The sequence below is a fragment of the Bowmanella denitrificans genome (assembly GCF_039522935.1).
GTDB lineage: Bacteria > Pseudomonadota > Gammaproteobacteria > Enterobacterales > Alteromonadaceae > Bowmanella > Bowmanella denitrificans.
This window is the reverse complement of sequence record NZ_BAAAEI010000006.1, coordinates 986,803-1,003,739: the sequence shown is the minus strand read 5'-3', so window position 1 is coordinate 1,003,739 and position 16,937 is coordinate 986,803. Positions and strand designations below refer to the sequence as shown.

The window sequence follows — 16,937 nt, the reverse complement described above, 5'->3', positions numbered from 1 at the left end:
TTGTATTACCCACACCTGAAATCAACAATTTTGCCGTTGGCAACTTTTCAATATCAGGAGTGGGTGTATGCAAGGTGAACATTTTGACGACGTATTGCACAGGGTGCTGGCGAATGTGGAACAGGACTTTATCAGTGAGCCTGTGATGGCCTTTGTCAGTGCTTTCTTCCTTTTCAACATAGCTATTATGCTGGCAGAGATGCTGCTGGATGCCGGGCAGTCAAAGCCGCGTCGCTGGTGGGATACCGCCGGTAATCTGGCGATCCTGGCAGGCCAGACGTTGATTAACAGTACTATCCTGGGGGTGGCCGCGGTCATTTTTCTGGCCCCCTTTACTTTGCTGCAATGGTATGAAATTCCCAGAACGCTGTGGAGCTGGGTACTGGCCGTACTGATAGCAGATTTTCTGTACTACTGGATGCACAGGGTGGAACACAAGGTGAGGATCCTCTGGGCCTTTCATAGTGTTCATCATTCCTCACAGGACTATAACCTGTCGGTGCCTGGCAGATTAAGCTGGGTACAGGATTTTCAGGAGTGGATCTTCCTGATCCCCATGGTGTTAATGGGCTTTGATCTGTTTCAGACCCTGATCGCATTTGTGCTGGTCAGCCAATATCAGAACTGGATCCATACCAAGCGCATAGGTCGCCTGGGATGGTTGGAATACTTATTTAATACACCATCGGCGCACCGGGTACATCACGGCACTGCCAGGCATCATCTGGACAAGAATTTCGGTGGCATTCTGATTATCTGGGATCGCATGTTTGGTACCTTCCAGACCGAAGACCAGCCGGTAATTTACGGCCTGACAGACAATATTCACAGTAACAATCCTGTGTGGATAAATCTGGTGGAGTACTGGCGTATGGCACAGGATTGTTGCTCTGCCAGAGGCTGGAAAAACAAACTGGCCGTGCTGTTTGCCCCACCAGGGCGCCGACCTGAAGTGCTGACAATCGCTGACAGCAAACTTACAGATTCAAGCATCTAACTGTTTTAATCTGCTTTTTAACTGCTCAGCCCGTGGTCAAGTGTATTGAACACCACGCAATACTATTATGGAGTTAGCATTGTTTGTCAGCCAAGCAAAGGCCCCGTTAACAGCGGCCGCCAGATGCCTTGTCATGGCCATATTGCTGTGCGGGATAAACGCCTGCGTATCGCATCCTGCACATGATGAGCAAAACCACTTGCCCGCTGGTTGGTTAGCGGATAGCTGGCAACATGCGCGGGATGTTACGCCTGTTGCCAGACAAGTGGAAACAACCATCTTCAGCCAGATTCAATCAGCTCAACTGCAGGACTTAATTGATCAGGCACTGAATAACAATTTTGCCCTGGAAGGAAACCGACTGGATGTGCTGGCCTTTGCACTGGCCAGTAAACAGGTGGATGGACAACGCTTGCCGGATATTCAATTGCAGGGACAAGCTGACCGGGAAAAGGCCCTGTATGAAGAGGAACCTTTATATACCAAAGGATATGCCCTTGGTCTGGTGCTGGAATGGGAGCTTGACCTATGGGGACGCTTGCATCAGCAAAGTCTGGCACAGCGGGCTGAGCTGGACGCCATGCGGGCCGATTATCAGGCTGCCAGACAGTCGCTGATTGCTCTGGTAACCCGTACCTACCTGGATATGTGGCAATTGTCGGCATTGCTGGAACTACAGCGCCAGCGGTTGGCTATCTATACCGAGTTGCAGCAGATTGCCGAAGAGCAATATAAAAGTGGTCTCAGCAATTTGCAGGACTGGTCACTGGCAGCCCTGCAAGTACAAGAAACACAGGTTCGTGTTACCGCATTAGAAGAGCAATTCCAGGCCAGCGAAATGCAACTGGCGGTGCTGCTTGGAAAAACGCCCGGTCCGTTGAACTTCTCTGCCACCTTGCCGGATATTCGTTCCCCGGTGTTATCTGTACCGGCCATGGTGCTTGTCCGTCGTCCCGATGTGCAGGCTGCATTTCAGCGCCTGATGGGCAAGGAATACGAAAAAACGGCGCAGTACAGAGCGCTGCTACCGACCATCAGTCTCAGTGCCAATACGGCCAGAAAGGCGGACCGCCTGGGCGGGCTTGGTGGCGCGGAAACGGTATGGGCACTGGTGGGCGGTATCAGCCAGTCCCTGCTGCTGGCTGATTTGGCGGATGCTGGTCCGCTGTCGTTGGCGAGAGCCACAAGCATTCAGGAACAGGCTGAGAAACAGCGCTACCTGCAGGTGGTACTGGATGCCATGCTGGAAGTGGAAAATGCCCTGCTCAGGGAGCATTCTCTGGCCACCCAGGGCCAACAATTGCAACAGGCCGTCAAACTGGCAGATGAACTGTATCAGGATTATCGCGCGCGTTATCAAAGTGGTCTGGTTAACTTATTGGATCTGCTGACTATTCAGGAACAATCACTGGCAGCCAGAGAAGCCCTGCTGGAAAACCAGGCTCAGCATATGCACAACCGAGTGTTGCTGGGATTGGCAATGGGTCTGGGTGAACCAGACTCCGTGGCAAAAGCAAAGGAGAACACGGCCTTATGAAATTAACTGGCTGGTTGAAACAACGGGCCTGGCCCATAGGTATTGTGACGCTGGTGCTGTGTGTCATGTTGGTGGTGCTGGATGAGGTGGAAAAACACCAACTGCAGGTCAGGCAGCAGGCCAGGCCGACAGGAGCTGTGTTGCCGGTAGTCAGTGTCACTCAGGTTAAACCGCGGCAGTTGACGCTGGATGTCAAAGTGCTGGCCAGGCTAAAACCACGCTATCAAAGTCTTATCAGCAGTCAGGTTGATGGCCATATTGTCGGTTTTAGCGAACGTTTGCAGGAAGGCGTTGTTGTTGAAGCCGGTGAGGCACTGCTGCAGCTTGATGACAGCGAATACCAGGCACAGCTTGACCAGGCCAAAATGGAGCATGCTCAGGCCCAGGTCGCGTTCTTAACCGAGCAACGTATGGCCAGGCAGGCGTCCAGAGACTGGCAACGAAGCAATCAAGGCCAACCTGATTCGCCACTGGTTCTCAGACAGCCGCAACTTGAAGCGGCGAAAATGACTGAGCAGGCAGCCCGTACTAATTTAAAGCGCGCTGAAACGCTGTTGTCCTATACCCGTATCGAATCGCCTTACCGTGCGGTGGTGTTAAAGCGGCATGTTAACCCCGGCGAAATGGTTGGCAGTGGCCAGGCATTGGTTGAGATCATGTCCGTGGATGAATTTGAGTTGGTCGTGGCCTTGAATGACAAACAATGGCAGTTGTTGGCTGACGACTGGCAACATCGACAGGCACGGCTGCGCGATCCCATCAGCGGGCAGGTCTGGCAGGCAGGGATCCGTAATGCCGGTTACTTCTATGACAACGACACCCAGTTACGTAATTTATATCTGAGCATGGCCAATCAAGGTGCAGATGGCGGCTTGTTACCCGGGCGATTACTGGAAGTCAGTTTGCCTGGGCAACAAGTGCAGGATGTGCTGCAGATCCCCGAATCGGCCTACACCAGAGATGCGCATATCTGGTTGTTGGGACAGGATAACCGCTTGGAGAAAATGACACCGGAAATCCTGGCCGTGATGGACGATAGCCTGGTGGTAAGGCCGCCAAGTCAATCGCCTGGGACTTTCCGAATTGCGCTGTTTCCCCAGTCTCAATTTACCGTCGGTCTTAAGGTCAACCCAACCGAGCAGGATAGTTTGAACGGCAATGCGGCGCAGGTCGCAGCCCTGTCCGGGGCCATACAATGAAAGGACTGGTACGCTGGTTTGTGGCCAATCCGGTGGCCGCCAATATGCTGATGCTGGTAATACTGGCATTTGGATTACTCAGCGCCTGGACCATGCGCATAGAAGGTTTTCCGCGTATTCCGCCCGATACCGTGGAAGTGAGTGTGGTGCAAATCGGTGCCAGTACTCAACAGGTCCATCAATCCATCACTCAAAGTCTTGAACAGGCCCTGGAAGGTCTGCCAGGTGCCAAACAGATCTCCAGTTTGTCCGGTGACAGTCTGGCCACGGTTTATATACGTCAGCAGGACGGCTACGACCTGGGGCGGTTGTTAGAAGATGTGAAACTGCGCATCGACAATATTACGACCTTGCCGCTGGCGGCTGAACGCCCCCAGGTCAGGCGCGCTGAATTCAGCTATCCGGCCATGATTGTGCAGGTTTATGGTGACGTGGCACAGGAGGAACTGCAAAAAGCCGCCAGGATCATTAAGCAGCGCTTGTTACTGCGCCCGGAAATATCGCAGATAAATCAATGGGGGGAACGCCCCCATGAGATTTCTCTAGAGATCAGCCATCACAAGTTACAGGCCCATGGTTTGCGGTTCGAACAGGTGGCCCAGATGCTGAGCCAGGCTAGTCTTGAATACCGCACCGGGCAGTTGAAAACCGTCGGTGGGCGCATTCAAATTCGTGCTGACCATCTGGCTCGTGATGTGCGTGAGTTTATGCAGTTGCCGTTGTTTACCAGTGCCGAGGGCCATGTGGTGCGTTTGGCCGATGTGGCCGAGATTCGTGACCAACCCGAAGATGACGATCTGCTGGTCACCTTTAACGGCCATCCCGCCATTGGTTTTGAAATCATGATGGGGCAGCAGGACAATCTGTTGGACATTAATAAGGCTGTTCAGCAGGTGGTGGCAGAATCAGAAGACATTCTGTCTCAGCGCATCAAAGCGGATATCTGGGCCAATCAAAGTGAATTTGCTACGCAGCGCCTGAGTTTGCTGCAAAGCAATGCGCTGCAGGGACTGATTCTGGTGTTTTTGATCCTGAGTCTGTTTCTGAATATTAAAGTCGCCTTTTGGGTAGCGGTGGGCATTCCTGTCAGTCTGGCCGGTACCATTGCCATAATGGATCTGTATTTTGGTTACTCGCTGAATGACATTACTACCTTTGGTATGATTATCGTGCTGGGGATCCTGGTGGATGATGCGGTGGTGATTGGTGAGAGCGTGCATCACGGTCGACAGTCAGGTGGCGATCCGCACCAAGCCACGGTTGCCGGAGTGGAAAAAGTGGCGACCGCCACGGTATTTGGCGCATTTACTACCCTGGCAGCGTTTTTTCCCATGACGGTGCTAGAGGACCCTTTTGGCAAAGTCTTCGGCAGCTTTGCGGTGGTGGTAATGATTGCCCTGGTGTTTTCACTACTGGAAAGTAAGCTCATTTTGCCCAGTCACCTGGCTTCCGCCAATTTTGCCAGCAACGAACGGGAAAACATGTTTGCCCGGGGGCTGAAGTTTCTGCAGTTAAAGGCTGAGTGGGGGTTGTCCTATGTGACTGAACACTGGTATCAACCCTTATTGCAACATTGCCTTCGTTATCGTGCCACCACACTGATCCTGTTCACATTGGTGTTGCTGTTTGCGTTTAGTTTGCTGTCAATTGGGGCTATTCGTACCACGTTCTTTCCCGATATTCCCGGCAACATCATCAGCGTGAAACTGGAAACCGACAGTCGCCTCAATCAGCAAGTCACGTTACAAAATGCCCGGCAAATATTGCATCAGGCTGAAAAACTGAATCAGCAGTGGACCAATGAGTTTGGCCTGACAACGCCGCCTTTTGCCAAACTGATGCTGGCCGTTGTTGGACCCTCCAGTGCCGAAATCTATGCAGAGCTGTCTCCCACAAGTGAACGCCCAATGGATACCCTGAGCATGCTGGATAGTTGGCGGGATCTTGCCGGGCAACTGGAAGGAGCGCAGAAAGTGGTGTTTACGGTGGCCGAAGAAACCACTGGTGGTTTTGAGCTTGAGGTGTTTAGCCCGGATCCTGAAGGTGTCAAGGCGGCAGTGCAACAAGTAGTTGACGGGCTGCACCAGGTGCCACATGTTTCGGATGTGGCCAGCGATTTACAGTCCGGTAATGCAGAATTACGCTTGCGACCAACCCAGGCCGGCATGAATCTGGGGGTGGACGTCGCTTTATTGGCGGCACAACTGGGTGATGCCTATGGAGGCCTGGAACTGCAGCGTTTCCAGCGCGGAATGGACGAGGTGAAGGTCTATCTGCGTTATCCGCAAGAGGACAGAGACAGTCTGTCTGACCTGCTGCACCAGCAAATTCAGTTACCTGGCGGACAATGGGTGCCTTTGCTCAGTGTCGCTGAACTGGATGCCGGCTATGTGCCGCGTTGGATGTGGCGACGGGATTTTCAGGATGCAGCTACCGTAACCGCCAATATCGACAAGCGGCACAGCGCTTCTCCTGAAGTGTATGGACAGTTAATGCAAGGGCAACTGGCTGACTGGTTGTCAGCGCATCCGTCAATCAAAGTCATGCCAGCCGGAGAACTTAAGCGCGAAGAGGAAATGGCAGACAAACTCTGGCGCGCCTTGATTCTGGCCTGTTTGCTCATCTATGTGCTACTGGCCATTCCGCTTAAATCCTATTGGCAGCCGTTGATCATCTTGTCAGTGGTGCCCTTTGGTTTTGTGGGAGCGGCCATTGGGCATATGCTGATGGGCCTGCCTTTTAGTGTGTTGTCTTTTTTCGGCATGCTGGCTCTGACCGGTGTGGTGGTTAACGACAGTCTGCTACTGGTGACCAGCTATAACCGCTATTGTGCCGAGGGCAAAGCGAATCCACTGGTGAGTTCTGCAACCGGCAGGGTCAGGGCGGTATTTCTGACCACGGCCACCACCGTCATAGGTTTGGCCCCCATTCTGCTGGAAAGCTCAGAGCAGGCTCAGTATCTTATTCCTGCGGCCGTGTCCCTGGCCTTTGGTGAACTTTTTGCCACCCTGGTGACCCTGATTTTAGTGCCGGTACTGGCCAGCTTTTACCGGGCTTCTCCTGTGAGCACTAAGGTTAAGGAGCCCCTGCCATTGCCTGAGGCGTTTGAGAGAGGTTAAAGGTATGCGTAGCGCGCAGAAAAGATTGATTCTCATTTGGTCATATCTTACTGTGATGTCAGCTTGTCTTGGTTATTTTAAGGCAAGAGGCTGCATCGGATTGTCACCAATGGAAAACAGAGATGAAAGGGACCATTGTCTTAGTTGAAGACGACAAACGCTTGTCGTCGCTGATATGTCAGTTTTTGCAAAGCGAAGGATTTGAAATTTTCCCACTGCATACTGGATTGGGGGCCTGTGAGGAAATTCAGCGTCTCAGTCCGGATTTGGTTATTCTGGATTATATGTTGCCAGAAATGGACGGCATTGAGATCTGCAAGTGTCTGAGGCCAAGGTACAGCTCTCCGGTGTTGATGCTAACCGCCAAAGATGATGATTTTACCGAAGTGACCGCCTTTAACTGTGGTGTGGATGATTATATTGCCAAGCCGCTTCGTCCCCATGTGCTGATGGCCAGAATTTATGCTTTATTGCGCCGGCGCAAAGAGCAAGCCAGCAATGAAAATGTAATTTTTGCCCAGGACCTGCGCATCAATGTCGTTGACAGGGTTATTTACAAAGGGGATTTGGAAATTGACGCCACTGATGCCGAGTTTGATCTGCTGGTAGAACTGGTAAAGTCGGCGGGCAATATTGTAAAACGTGACCAGTTGTTCAATTCATTACGCGGTTTTGAATATAACGGCACCGACCGCTCTGTCGATCAGCGGGTTAGCACATTGCGTAAAAAGCTGGGTGATCAGGATCCGCCACACCAATATATTCGTACGGTTCGGGGACGGGGTTACTTGTTTCCGCGTAACAAATGGTAATTTTTTTCCTGCGTTTTTTCGTAGGGGTAAGCTCGACATTGTTGATTTGCCTGGTATTGATTGGTTTCTTTTTCGAGAATCAATATGAGGATGCCATTGGTCAGGAACATCTGCGCCTGACCAAGGCGCTGACGGGACTGTTATCCACTCGTATGTGTCATGTACCTGAACAGCAGTGGCCGGTTGAGATTGAGCAGTTGGCCGGCGAATATGCCTATACCATTGCGTTGACCGATATGGATAGCCTGCCTGCGGCCAAGCAACTGGCGCTGGTCAGCGATGGAGTGGTGGTATCGGTAGAAAGCGGTTTTATCAAGGATGCCGTGCGGGTTTATTACCCTAATCCCTGTGGCCGGGGCGTGATACGTTATATCCCCAATGTGGATTTCAACTCCTTTTACAATGTGCTGATTGGTGTCACCTTAGGTTTTGTTCTGATCAGTTTTGCCCTGGCGGTGTTAATGCTGGCCTGGCCTATTATCAAGCATATTAACAACATGGTCAGTGCCAGTCTGGCGATTGCCGATGGGCGGTTTGACGCCAAGGCCGACGAAGATGCTCCGGCCCCCCTGGATGAATTGGCCCGCGCCATTAACTTTGTGGCCAATCAGATAAGCCAGTTAATCCAGGAACAGGAAGTGATGATCAGTGCGGCATCCCATGAATTGAATACGCCTGTGATGCGGCTGAACTTTGCATTGGAGCTGGCAGATCGCATTGATGATCCTGAGGCATTGAAGGCACATGTGCGTAGCATGAAACTGGACATCGAGCAGCTTGAGCAACTGGTGGTGGAAATGCTGGCGTATTCAAAATTCAGTTTTTACTCAGCCAAAGTTTACCCAGAGCCTTTACATCTGTTGCCTGTTATTGAACAGGCGCAGGAGCAGGCCAGTCGTTACAGTGACAAATTTGTGATTGAAATGGCATGTGACGCTGGTTTGGTGGTGCTGGCAGAAGAAAAAAGCTTGCTTAAGATCCTGAGTAATTTGCTCACCAATGCCCATAAATATGCCAAAGGTTATGCCAGGATAACAGCCACAGCCTTGGCAGATTGTACCTGTATCACTGTGGATGACGACGGTCCTGGCATTCCTGAATCTGAACGACAGGCGGTTTTGCAACCTTTCTATCGGATTGAAAACAGCCGCAGCCGGGATACTGGCGGAGTGGGGCTGGGATTGGCCATAGTAAATAAGGTTATGGCCTTGCATGGCGGGCGTCTGGAAATCGGCAGTAATGAATTTGGTGGCGCCAGTATCCAGTTGTATTTTCCTCTTCAACCCGTTCAGGGGGCCGCCCGAATGGCAACCCTGGCGCAATAGCTGGCCGAACAGGCCACAGACAAGGAGACAGGTCTATGATTGATAACAGGCAATTCACCCTTAGCGGCACTCAATGCAAGATGCGCGGTGTGATGGTGCTGGTGTTAGCGTTGTTTTCCACGCAGGGAATGGCCCAGTGCCCGGCCATGCAGGCCAGTTATGAGGTTCAGGTTGACGGTGATCTAGTGGGGAGTATGTCTATTGAGCGGCAACAGCAGGATCAGGCATTGCTGCTGGTCAGTCGAACCTATTTACAGGTGCCCTCATGGGGGGGAGATTATGATGTTCGCTCGGTCACGGCCGAGGAACATCAGGCTTCACTTGTTAAAGCCGATACCCGCACCATTGAAGATGGTAAGACGATATGGAAACGCGTGAGCAGGGAAACAGACGAGTATTGGTTAAGTGCATCGCGAGTCGCAACGGCGTCTGAAGCGGAAGAACAGGCACTGATTGATGCCACCAGTGGTGTGCTGACCGGTATGGTGCCAGGATTGGGCGATGCGTTGACGATACTCAGTTTATTTTCCGAACCCGCCAGGCCCAGCAGCAGCGGAATGCGTATTAGTGAAGGGGATATCGACAGCAGCTTGCTGTACCTGCCTTGCTACTGGCTAACAGTGAAACAACAATTACCTGATGAGCTGAGGCTGCTGGATAGTGAAGAAATTTACTTGCGGCATATGCAGTTACAGCAAAGTAATGAGCAAAATATGGAGGTGCAAGGGCAGCAACTCTCTACCCGCTACTACCGTTATCAGAACAAGCAGGGGGAAGATCTGGAGATTTGGCTGGGTGAAACGCCCCAGGGACCGGCCATTGTCCAACTTAAAGGCGAAGAGGACGATACGCCATACCTGATTAAGCTGAAAGAGTGGGGGACGTCCGCCCCGGCGCTTTGATCTGTATGATGGCTTAGGGGGTTATGGGCGATGGAATAAATGGAATCCCTTTACTGTAGTCTGACTGATATGCTGCCAGATATGCAACTGTTGGTAATCAAGGAGTCCTGATGAGACATCGCCCCCTGCTTTTCACTCTGGCCTTATGTGGTGCCTTGCTGAATAAGCCTTTAGTGGCCGCCACGCTGGCCGAATCCATTGATAACGATCTTCCCTCGTTAATGACGCTGTATCGTCATCTGCATCAGTATCCGGAACTCAGTGGCCGTGAAGTTAAAACCGCTGCCATGCTTGCTGGCGAAGCGCGTAAACTGGGTTTTGAAGTGACCGAAGACGTTGGCGGGACCGGGGTGGTGGCAATGATGAACAACGGCCCCGGTCCGGTGGTAATGATTCGGGCCGATATGGATGCCTTACCTGTTATCGAACAAACCGGCCTGACATTTGCCTCCAAAGTAACAGCGACGACGGAGGAGGGGATGGAAACGGGTGTGATGCATGCCTGTGGTCATGACACACATATGGCAGGTTGGCTGGGGACTGCCCGCCAGTTAGTCAAACGCAGGAGTGAATGGTCAGGCACCCTGATGATGATTCTGCAACCGGCTGAAGAGCGTGGCCGGGGAGCCAGGGATATGCTGAATGACGGCTTATTTACACGCTTTGCCAAACCTGACTATGCCCTGGCATTTCACAATTCTTCTGCCGCACCGGCAGGTGAAATTGGTTATACACCAGGTTATACCCTGGCCAATGTGGACAGTGTGAATATTGTGGTTCATGGCGTTGGCGGCCATGGCGCCTACCCGCAAAGTACTAAAGATCCTATCGTGCTGGGCAGCCGAATCGTCGGTGCGTTGCAAACGCTGGTGAGTCGTGAACTGGATCCCCAGGACCCAGCGGTTGTGACGGTCGGCAGTTTTCAGGCTGGCAGTAAACATAACATCATTTCCGATAAAGCCACTTTGCTGTTGACGGTGCGCAGTTATTCAGATCAAACCCGTCAGCAGTTGCTGGACGGTATTGCTCGTATCGCCAAAGGTGAGGCCATCGCAGCAGGTTTGCCAGAAGCCTTGATGCCAGAGGTAACCTGGAAGCAGGAATATACGCCTTCCACCTGGAATGATCCTGAATTTACCCGGAGTACGGCGGCCTTATTGAGTCAGCATTTTGGCAGAGAGCGGGTAAAGGAAGGCAAACCTAGCATGGCAGGGGAGGACTTTGGACGTTACTATCGGGCAGACAACAGTATCAAGAGTATGATTTTCTGGGTGGGGGGCGTGCCAAAAGAACGCTGGGATAAGGCTCAACAGACGGGCGAGAAACTTCCTTCATTGCATAGCCCTTTCTGGGCTCCGCAAGCCGACAAGGTGGTGGCCACTGCGACCGAAGCGCTAACGGTGGCGACGTTGCATCTTTTGGCTAAATAAATGCCAGACCAGGTAAAGGCCAATTCATGTGGATTGGCCCGACAGACTGGTATAATTGTCCGCATACGGATAAAAACTCAGGCATAATGCCAATGTCCTGAGCATTTGGGTTACGGATTTGTCCCATCTTGTTATTCTTTTTGTCATCGTTTTCCTGTGGCTGATGCCTAAGGTCGCAGTCGGCGGCCAGACCCAGGTTTCAGCCCCTGCATGCGATAAGAGCTTGCGGGTGCATCTGGATTTGCACGCGCCGTCCGCTTATTTAAACAGCCAGGCTCAGGTGGAAGGAATGGATGCAGATATGGCGTATCAAATCCTGACCAGAGCCGGATGCAAGGTGAGCTGGCATTTACAACCTATGACCGGGGCAAGAATCATCCGCAGCCTGCAAGATGGCCACTTTGATGTGATGATTCGTGCATCCAACACCCCCGAACGTCAACAGTATGCTTATTTCAGCACCCCCTACCGCCAGGAGGTGGTAGGCGTATTCAGTCTGAAAGAATCTGGTCTTGAGCCATTTTTGACACTGGATTCGGCCTTGGCGCAGAAACTGCGTCTGATTGGGCCGGCCAGCGGCTGGTATGGCGAATATTTCGAACAACTACGCAAACGCTGGCGTGAATCTGGCTTGTATACATCTTATCCAGACGCCGCTAAGGCAACGGAATTGCTGTTTGCCACGCCTTCACGTGGTGAGCTGGTGTTGGTAGATGCGGATATTTTCTTCCACCATCTTGGTCGTGAAAGACATCATCTGGTGCAGTTGATGAAAGACAGATTAATGGTGACTCCGGCACATTTGATGCTAAGAAAAAACGCGGTTGAAGCTGAGGATTTGCTCGCGATTAATCAAGCCATTCAAGATTTGCGTGAGGAAGGTGTGCTAGCTGGGTTGGAAAACCGTTACCGACCTGTACCTTTGCAACAAATGCTGAAAACCCGCAAAGATGACTAAGCTTGTCTCACGCACTCATCATTAAACCTCGAAATTCCATGACAAGTTGACTTAAAAGGCTAACAGGCGCATTTTTGCAGGTGTGTCGGAAATCACTGAGAGTGATGCTGTGGAAAGAATTATCAAGGACATTATTCGTGGGGTCTCCAATACCTACGGGCAAGCATTTTTCGAACAGATCTGTCTGGCGTTAAGCGGGGCTATTCAAGCGGATTATACCTTTATCGCCAAGTTGGATAAGTATCGTAATGAAGCGCAGACCCTGGCGTTAGTGGCCGACAACCAAATAGTAGACAACATTACCTATTCCTTAAAAGGCACCCCTTGTGCTGGCGTGCTGGATACCACGACCTGCTGTTACCCAACCAAAGTTTGCAGTGCTTTTCCTGAGGATCAACTGTTGGTTGATATGCAGATTACGGGTTATCTGGGTACCGCAATTCATGCATCCGATGGTCAGGTGATGGGTATTGTCGTGGCACTGTATAAGCATCCTATTGCAGCGCCAGATACCACTCAAACCCTGTTTGAGCTGTTTTCCGGACGTATTTCCGGTGAAATGGAACGGCTTGAATTTCAGCAAAAGTTGCAAGGTTTGAATGCCACACTGGAGCGACGGGTGGATGAGCGAACCAATGCCTTACAAGAAGCGATCAATAATTTGCAGCAAACCCAGGAGCGCCTGATTGAATCGGAAAAAATGGCTGCACTGGGCAGTCTGGTGGCCGGGTTGGCACACGAGGTTAATACGCCACTTGGCGTGTCTATTACGTCCGCCAGCGTGGTTAACGATAGTCTCAAATCTTTTTGGCCTGCGTTACGAAGTGGAAAATTAAAGCGTTCCGATGTGGATCAGGTTGAACAGCGCTGCACTGAAGCGCTGGGACTGCTGGGGAATAATCTGACCCGTGCCAGAGATTTGGTGGCCAGCTTTAAGCAAACCGCTGCCAGCAAGCAAGAACTCAAAATGGAAGAGGTGGATCTGGTTCAGTATTACCGCAATATTCTGCACTTGCTTTGGCCCAGGATTCAGCAAAAAAACATTGATGTTGAATTCAACGGTCAGGTTGAGCGGCCTGTACTCACTTTTCCCGCCGCCCATGCACAAATATTGACGCACCTAATCAATAACAGCATGACCCATGCCTTTTCGCACAAGCATGGCAGCGCCAAAATCATCATTCAACTGCGCGAAGAACAGGGAATGTTACTGCTGGATTATTGTGATAACGGCAGGGGATTATCAAACCGAGAACGGCAACATCTGTTTGAGCCGTTCTTTACAACAGACAGAAAGGCGGGTAGCACCGGATTGGGGATGTCTATTCTGTTTAATCTGGTTACCCAGAAATTAGCGGGCCAAGTCCGGTTGAAAGACACAGACACAGGTTTCGCCATGGAAATTCGATTGCCGTTGGACTTGGCAACTATTGCAAACGCTTCTTAGAGATTGATAAAGAGGCTATAGCTGCAGCTCCGCCAGCCTGCTGTCAATTTCATCCTGCGTTGCCTGTGCCTGATATTGCAGGCTGCGCAGCTCGGCGGCTAAGCGCCGCAGTTCACGGCGCAGGCGGTCATTGTCGCGCAGCAATTCTTCACGTTCGGCCTTGCTGCTGGTGTCATCCACAATCCTGTCTTTGTTGTCAGCCAACTCTTTTTCTAATGACTGCTGCTTGTCCTCAACCTGTTGTTGGTCGCGTTTTAGGTTTGCCAGCCGCTCTTCTGCCTGGTTGAGCTGCTGACCTAAAAAATAGCCTTGATGGAAATCGGCGAAACCGGCATCTTCACACAACGGATTAAAACTATTGCCGCTACGTCCTAATGTCACGCCGTTCGGATACACACAATACTGCACCACTCCTTTTTTATGGCCTTCCTGATACTGGCCAAAATCACTGGAAAGCTGATGCTTGGCGCAATCGGCCTGATAGTCGCGAAATTCAGACAAGGCTTTGCCGCGACTGCCATCTGTCAGGCCCATGGCATACCAATCGGCCACCATACATTCTTCTTTGCTGATACTGGCGCAGCCAGATAGCAACGAGATGGCAAGCAAAGGCGCTAATAGTTTGGTGGGGGAAGATGTGTGCACTATGGTGTCCTTTATATTTCTTATCAAACAGAGCGATGTATAATGCCAGAGTAGCGACTGACACTGAATGGAATCTTAATCCTGGATGAGTCCCCGCCAACTATGCTGTTTTACGCTTGCTGAAGAAAACCGCTGAACTGATTAACCAGAAAATGAGTTGGCAGGAGATGCAGCCGATGATGCTGGAGATTTACCAGCAAAGTTTTAATCAGGTGGAAATCGACGGCATGATTACTTTTTACCAGTCCGATGTTGGTAAAGCCGTGATTGCTAAAATGCCTCAGGTCATGCAAGCCAGTATGCAGGCCATGCAGCGCCAGATGATGGATATCATGCCGCAAATTCAGCAATTGCAGCAGGCAACCATGAGCCAGGTTAAAGCCGGACAATAAAAAAACGCCTCATTTGAGGCGTTTTTTAATCTTGGCTTACTTACTCAGATCCAGTTGATATAAGGCAAAGCCATTTTCATCGGTTTGCACTGGGCTGGTGGGAGTCACGGCCGGTAGATCTCCTGCCAGGGCCTTTACGGCCTCGGTAGGGGAAGTGCGGAACACCACATTCAGGGTTTCACCGCCTTCAATGGCTTTAAACTTCCAGTTACCATCGGCCGATGGGTCGAAGCCGTTGGGGTTTTGCTGGGATTGGCCAATCAGGTAATTGCGCAGCACGCCACGGTTCTCATCCGGACCTTCAAATACTTCACTATCTGTGGGGTTAACTTTAGGGAAGTTGCCGCCACCTGATGCGCGGTAGTTATTGGACACCACCAGAAAATCACCCTGCATATCCACGGGTTCACCGTTATAACGCAGGTTGACGATACGATGAGCGTTGGCATCGGCCAGTTTACCATCCAGGTCATAGCGATTCGGTTGGGTGACATCGATCTCGTAGGTGACACCGTCAATAACATCATAGTTGTAGGTTGGGAAGGCTGTGTTCAACAGATTCTGCTGTGCGCCGCTGGTAGGATCAATTTGGTTAAACTGGCCTGCCGAGCGTTCCAGCCATTCTTTGACGTCTGCCCCTTTTAACTTAACCAAGCGAATGGTGTTAGGGAAAACATACAGGCTGACGGTATCGAGCAGAGCAATCTCGCCTGCCGCCACATTGGTGTAGTCCTCAATACCATTTCGTCCGGCCCGAAACGGTGCCGCCGCTGACAGTACCGGTAAGCCATCCAAAGAGGTGCCTTGAATAAAGCGTTTACCCCAGTCGATTTGCGCATCGGCCACGACCTGAATGGATGGATCGTCCTGCACCAGGGCAAAGAAGCTGTATATAGGGGCAGAAATTTTCGCAAAGGGTTGGCTAATCCAATCAATAGTGGCTTGGTGTTCCACCTCAATGGCACTTAACACTTCATCATCTGCCTCGGCCAGGTCAACAAAGTCTCCTTTGGCTGCACTGCCGGAGCTGATTGGACGTGCTTCTACCTTGGACTGTGCTACTTCCCAACCACCATCTGAGGTGGGTTTTAATACCAAATCAATAATACCCAGATGATTACCGAAGAAGCCTGGCATCACAGCTGGCACACCATTAATGGTGCCAGCCTCATTATCGACGCCTGGTAAGTTGCTATAGGCGGCATCGCCAGGGAAAAGTCGGTGATCATGGCCAAACAGTATGGCATCGATACCGGGCACGCTGGCCAGGTACAAAGAGGTGTTTTCTGCCATATCTTTGTGTGGTGCGCCGGAAAGACCCGAGTGAGGAATAGCAATAATGATATCCGCACCTTCTTCTTTCATCTTAGGCACAAACTTTTTGGCCGTTTCGACGATATCATGGGCGACAACTTTGCCGTCCAGGTTAGCTTTATCCCATTGCATGATTTGTGGCGGTGTCAGCCCCAGGTAACCGATTTTGATGGTCTGCGTATTACCATTGGCATCCACTACCTGCTTTTCCTGAATATGATAAGGGGTAAAGCGATTCTCATCATTGCTGGCATCGTTATCCCCGTCCGCCTTATAAACGTTGGCATTGATGTAAGGGAAGTCTGCGCCCTGAATCGTGGCATTAAGAAAATCCAGGCCGAAATTAAATTCATGGTTACCCAGGTTACCCACATCATAGTCAAGCAGGTTCAGGGCTTTGTAAACCACGTGAGTGCTGCCGGCCAGAATGTCGTCACGGCGCACCAGGGCTTCATAATCGCCCAAAGGGCTGTTTTGGATAAGATCGCCGTTGTCCACCAGCACGCTGTTGTCGACTTCAGCCCGGGCTTGTTTAATCAAGGTGGCAGTATTGGCAAAACCTATGGTTTCAGAGGCGCTCTGGGCAAAGTAATCGTAGTTGGCCAGATACATATGAATATCGGTGGTTTCCATGACCCTTAATGTCACCTGTGCCGGAGCCGGTTTTACCACTGGAGGCGGGGTGGGCTGCGGTGTATCGTAATCATTGTCTGAACAGCCCGCCAGTACGCTGGTGACCATCGCCGCGACCATGCCCACTCTCATTTTTCTTCCTATACCTTTCATGTCTTCCTCAAGTTGAGTTGCGATATCGTTGCACGATTGTAGGGGCGTAATAGCTAAGCAAAATTAACTTCGTA

General features: G+C 51.2%; 13 protein-coding genes. 11 read left to right on the top strand and 2 right to left on the bottom strand.

Annotation, left to right across the window (positions count from 1 at the left end):
- Nucleotides 1–67 precede the first annotated feature (67 nt).
- From ABD028_RS07275 to ABD028_RS07230, 10 genes are all read left to right on the top strand, one after another.
- Nucleotides 68–997 (top strand): sterol desaturase family protein, encoded by a 930-nt coding sequence (locus ABD028_RS07275; protein WP_343843544.1) that lies wholly within the window; start codon nucleotides 68–70, stop codon nucleotides 995–997.
- 67 nt (nucleotides 998–1,064) lie between these two features.
- Nucleotides 1,065–2,534 carry a TolC family protein gene (locus ABD028_RS07270; protein ID WP_343843542.1) on the top strand — a complete coding sequence of 490 codons (1,470 nt, stop codon included), beginning with the start codon at nucleotides 1,065–1,067 and terminating at the stop codon, nucleotides 2,532–2,534.
- A complete protein-coding gene (locus ABD028_RS07265) occupies nucleotides 2,531–3,733 on the top strand; it encodes an efflux RND transporter periplasmic adaptor subunit (protein WP_343843540.1) in 1,203 nt (400 codons plus the stop codon). The genes ABD028_RS07270 and ABD028_RS07265 overlap by 4 nt, the downstream gene beginning before the upstream one ends.
- Nucleotides 3,730–6,852, top strand: coding sequence for an efflux RND transporter permease subunit (locus ABD028_RS07260; RefSeq protein WP_343843536.1), 3,123 nt, complete (start codon nucleotides 3,730–3,732; stop codon nucleotides 6,850–6,852). The genes ABD028_RS07265 and ABD028_RS07260 overlap by 4 nt, the downstream gene beginning before the upstream one ends.
- A 122-nt stretch (nucleotides 6,853–6,974) precedes the next feature.
- Nucleotides 6,975–7,664 carry a response regulator transcription factor gene (locus ABD028_RS07255; protein ID WP_102796150.1) on the top strand — a complete coding sequence of 230 codons (690 nt, stop codon included), beginning with the start codon at nucleotides 6,975–6,977 and terminating at the stop codon, nucleotides 7,662–7,664.
- Nucleotides 7,658–8,989, top strand: coding sequence for an ATP-binding protein (locus ABD028_RS07250; RefSeq protein WP_343843531.1), 1,332 nt, complete (start codon nucleotides 7,658–7,660; stop codon nucleotides 8,987–8,989). Before ABD028_RS07255 ends, ABD028_RS07250 begins: the two co-directional genes overlap by 7 nt.
- 35 nt (nucleotides 8,990–9,024) lie before the next feature.
- A complete protein-coding gene (locus ABD028_RS07245; protein ID WP_343843528.1) occupies nucleotides 9,025–9,891 on the top strand; it encodes a hypothetical protein in 867 nt (288 codons plus the stop codon).
- Between the two features lie 110 nt (nucleotides 9,892–10,001).
- Nucleotides 10,002–11,321 carry an amidohydrolase gene (locus tag ABD028_RS07240; protein ID WP_343843525.1) on the top strand — a complete coding sequence of 440 codons (1,320 nt, stop codon included), beginning with the start codon at nucleotides 10,002–10,004 and terminating at the stop codon, nucleotides 11,319–11,321.
- Nucleotides 11,322–11,484: 163 nt separating this feature from the next.
- Entirely contained in the window at nucleotides 11,485–12,279 is a 795-nt protein-coding gene (locus ABD028_RS07235; protein WP_343843523.1) for a substrate-binding periplasmic protein, read from the top strand.
- A 109-nt stretch (nucleotides 12,280–12,388) separates the two neighbouring features.
- Nucleotides 12,389–13,726, top strand: a complete 1,338-nt coding sequence (locus ABD028_RS07230; RefSeq protein ID WP_343843520.1) for a sensor histidine kinase — start codon at nucleotides 12,389–12,391, stop codon at nucleotides 13,724–13,726.
- Between the two features lie 15 nt (nucleotides 13,727–13,741).
- On the opposite strand, the gene ABD028_RS07225 is transcribed toward ABD028_RS07230, so the two are convergent.
- On the bottom strand, nucleotides 13,742–14,371 hold the full coding sequence (locus tag ABD028_RS07225; RefSeq protein ID WP_343843517.1) for a DUF2799 domain-containing protein: 630 nt from the start codon (nucleotides 14,369–14,371) through the stop codon (nucleotides 13,742–13,744).
- A gap of 116 nt (nucleotides 14,372–14,487) precedes the next feature.
- On the opposite strand from ABD028_RS07225, the gene ABD028_RS07220 reads away from it, so the two are divergent.
- Nucleotides 14,488–14,763, top strand: coding sequence for a DUF2059 domain-containing protein (locus tag ABD028_RS07220; RefSeq protein WP_343843514.1), 276 nt, complete (start codon nucleotides 14,488–14,490; stop codon nucleotides 14,761–14,763).
- A gap of 36 nt (nucleotides 14,764–14,799) precedes the next feature.
- On the opposite strand, the gene ABD028_RS07215 is transcribed toward ABD028_RS07220, so the two are convergent.
- Nucleotides 14,800–16,842 carry a bifunctional 2',3'-cyclic-nucleotide 2'-phosphodiesterase/3'-nucleotidase gene (locus ABD028_RS07215; RefSeq protein WP_343843511.1) on the bottom strand — a complete coding sequence of 681 codons (2,043 nt, stop codon included), beginning with the start codon at nucleotides 16,840–16,842 and terminating at the stop codon, nucleotides 14,800–14,802.
- Nucleotides 16,843–16,937 lie beyond the last annotated feature (95 nt).

What these genes read in the sequence shown, in the direction of transcription:
- ABD028_RS07275 (WP_343843544.1), top strand. Translation starts at nt 68, where the DNA reads ATGCAAGGTGAACATTTTGACGACGTATTGCACAGGGTGCTGGCGAAT.
- ABD028_RS07270 (WP_343843542.1), top strand. Translation starts at nt 1,065, where the DNA reads ATGGAGTTAGCATTGTTTGTCAGCCAAGCAAAGGCCCCGTTAACAGCG.
- ABD028_RS07265 (WP_343843540.1), top strand. Translation starts at nt 2,531, where the DNA reads ATGAAATTAACTGGCTGGTTGAAACAACGGGCCTGGCCCATAGGTATT.
- ABD028_RS07260 (WP_343843536.1), top strand. Translation starts at nt 3,730, where the DNA reads ATGAAAGGACTGGTACGCTGGTTTGTGGCCAATCCGGTGGCCGCCAAT.
- ABD028_RS07255 (WP_102796150.1), top strand. Translation starts at nt 6,975, where the DNA reads ATGAAAGGGACCATTGTCTTAGTTGAAGACGACAAACGCTTGTCGTCG.
- ABD028_RS07250 (WP_343843531.1), top strand. Translation starts at nt 7,658, where the DNA reads ATGGTAATTTTTTTCCTGCGTTTTTTCGTAGGGGTAAGCTCGACATTG.
- ABD028_RS07245 (WP_343843528.1), top strand. Translation starts at nt 9,025, where the DNA reads ATGATTGATAACAGGCAATTCACCCTTAGCGGCACTCAATGCAAGATG.
- ABD028_RS07240 (WP_343843525.1), top strand. Translation starts at nt 10,002, where the DNA reads ATGAGACATCGCCCCCTGCTTTTCACTCTGGCCTTATGTGGTGCCTTG.
- ABD028_RS07235 (WP_343843523.1), top strand. Translation starts at nt 11,485, where the DNA reads ATGCCTAAGGTCGCAGTCGGCGGCCAGACCCAGGTTTCAGCCCCTGCA.
- ABD028_RS07215 (WP_343843511.1), bottom strand. Translation starts at nt 16,842, where the DNA reads ATGAGAGTGGGCATGGTCGCGGCGATGGTCACCAGCGTACTGGCGGGC.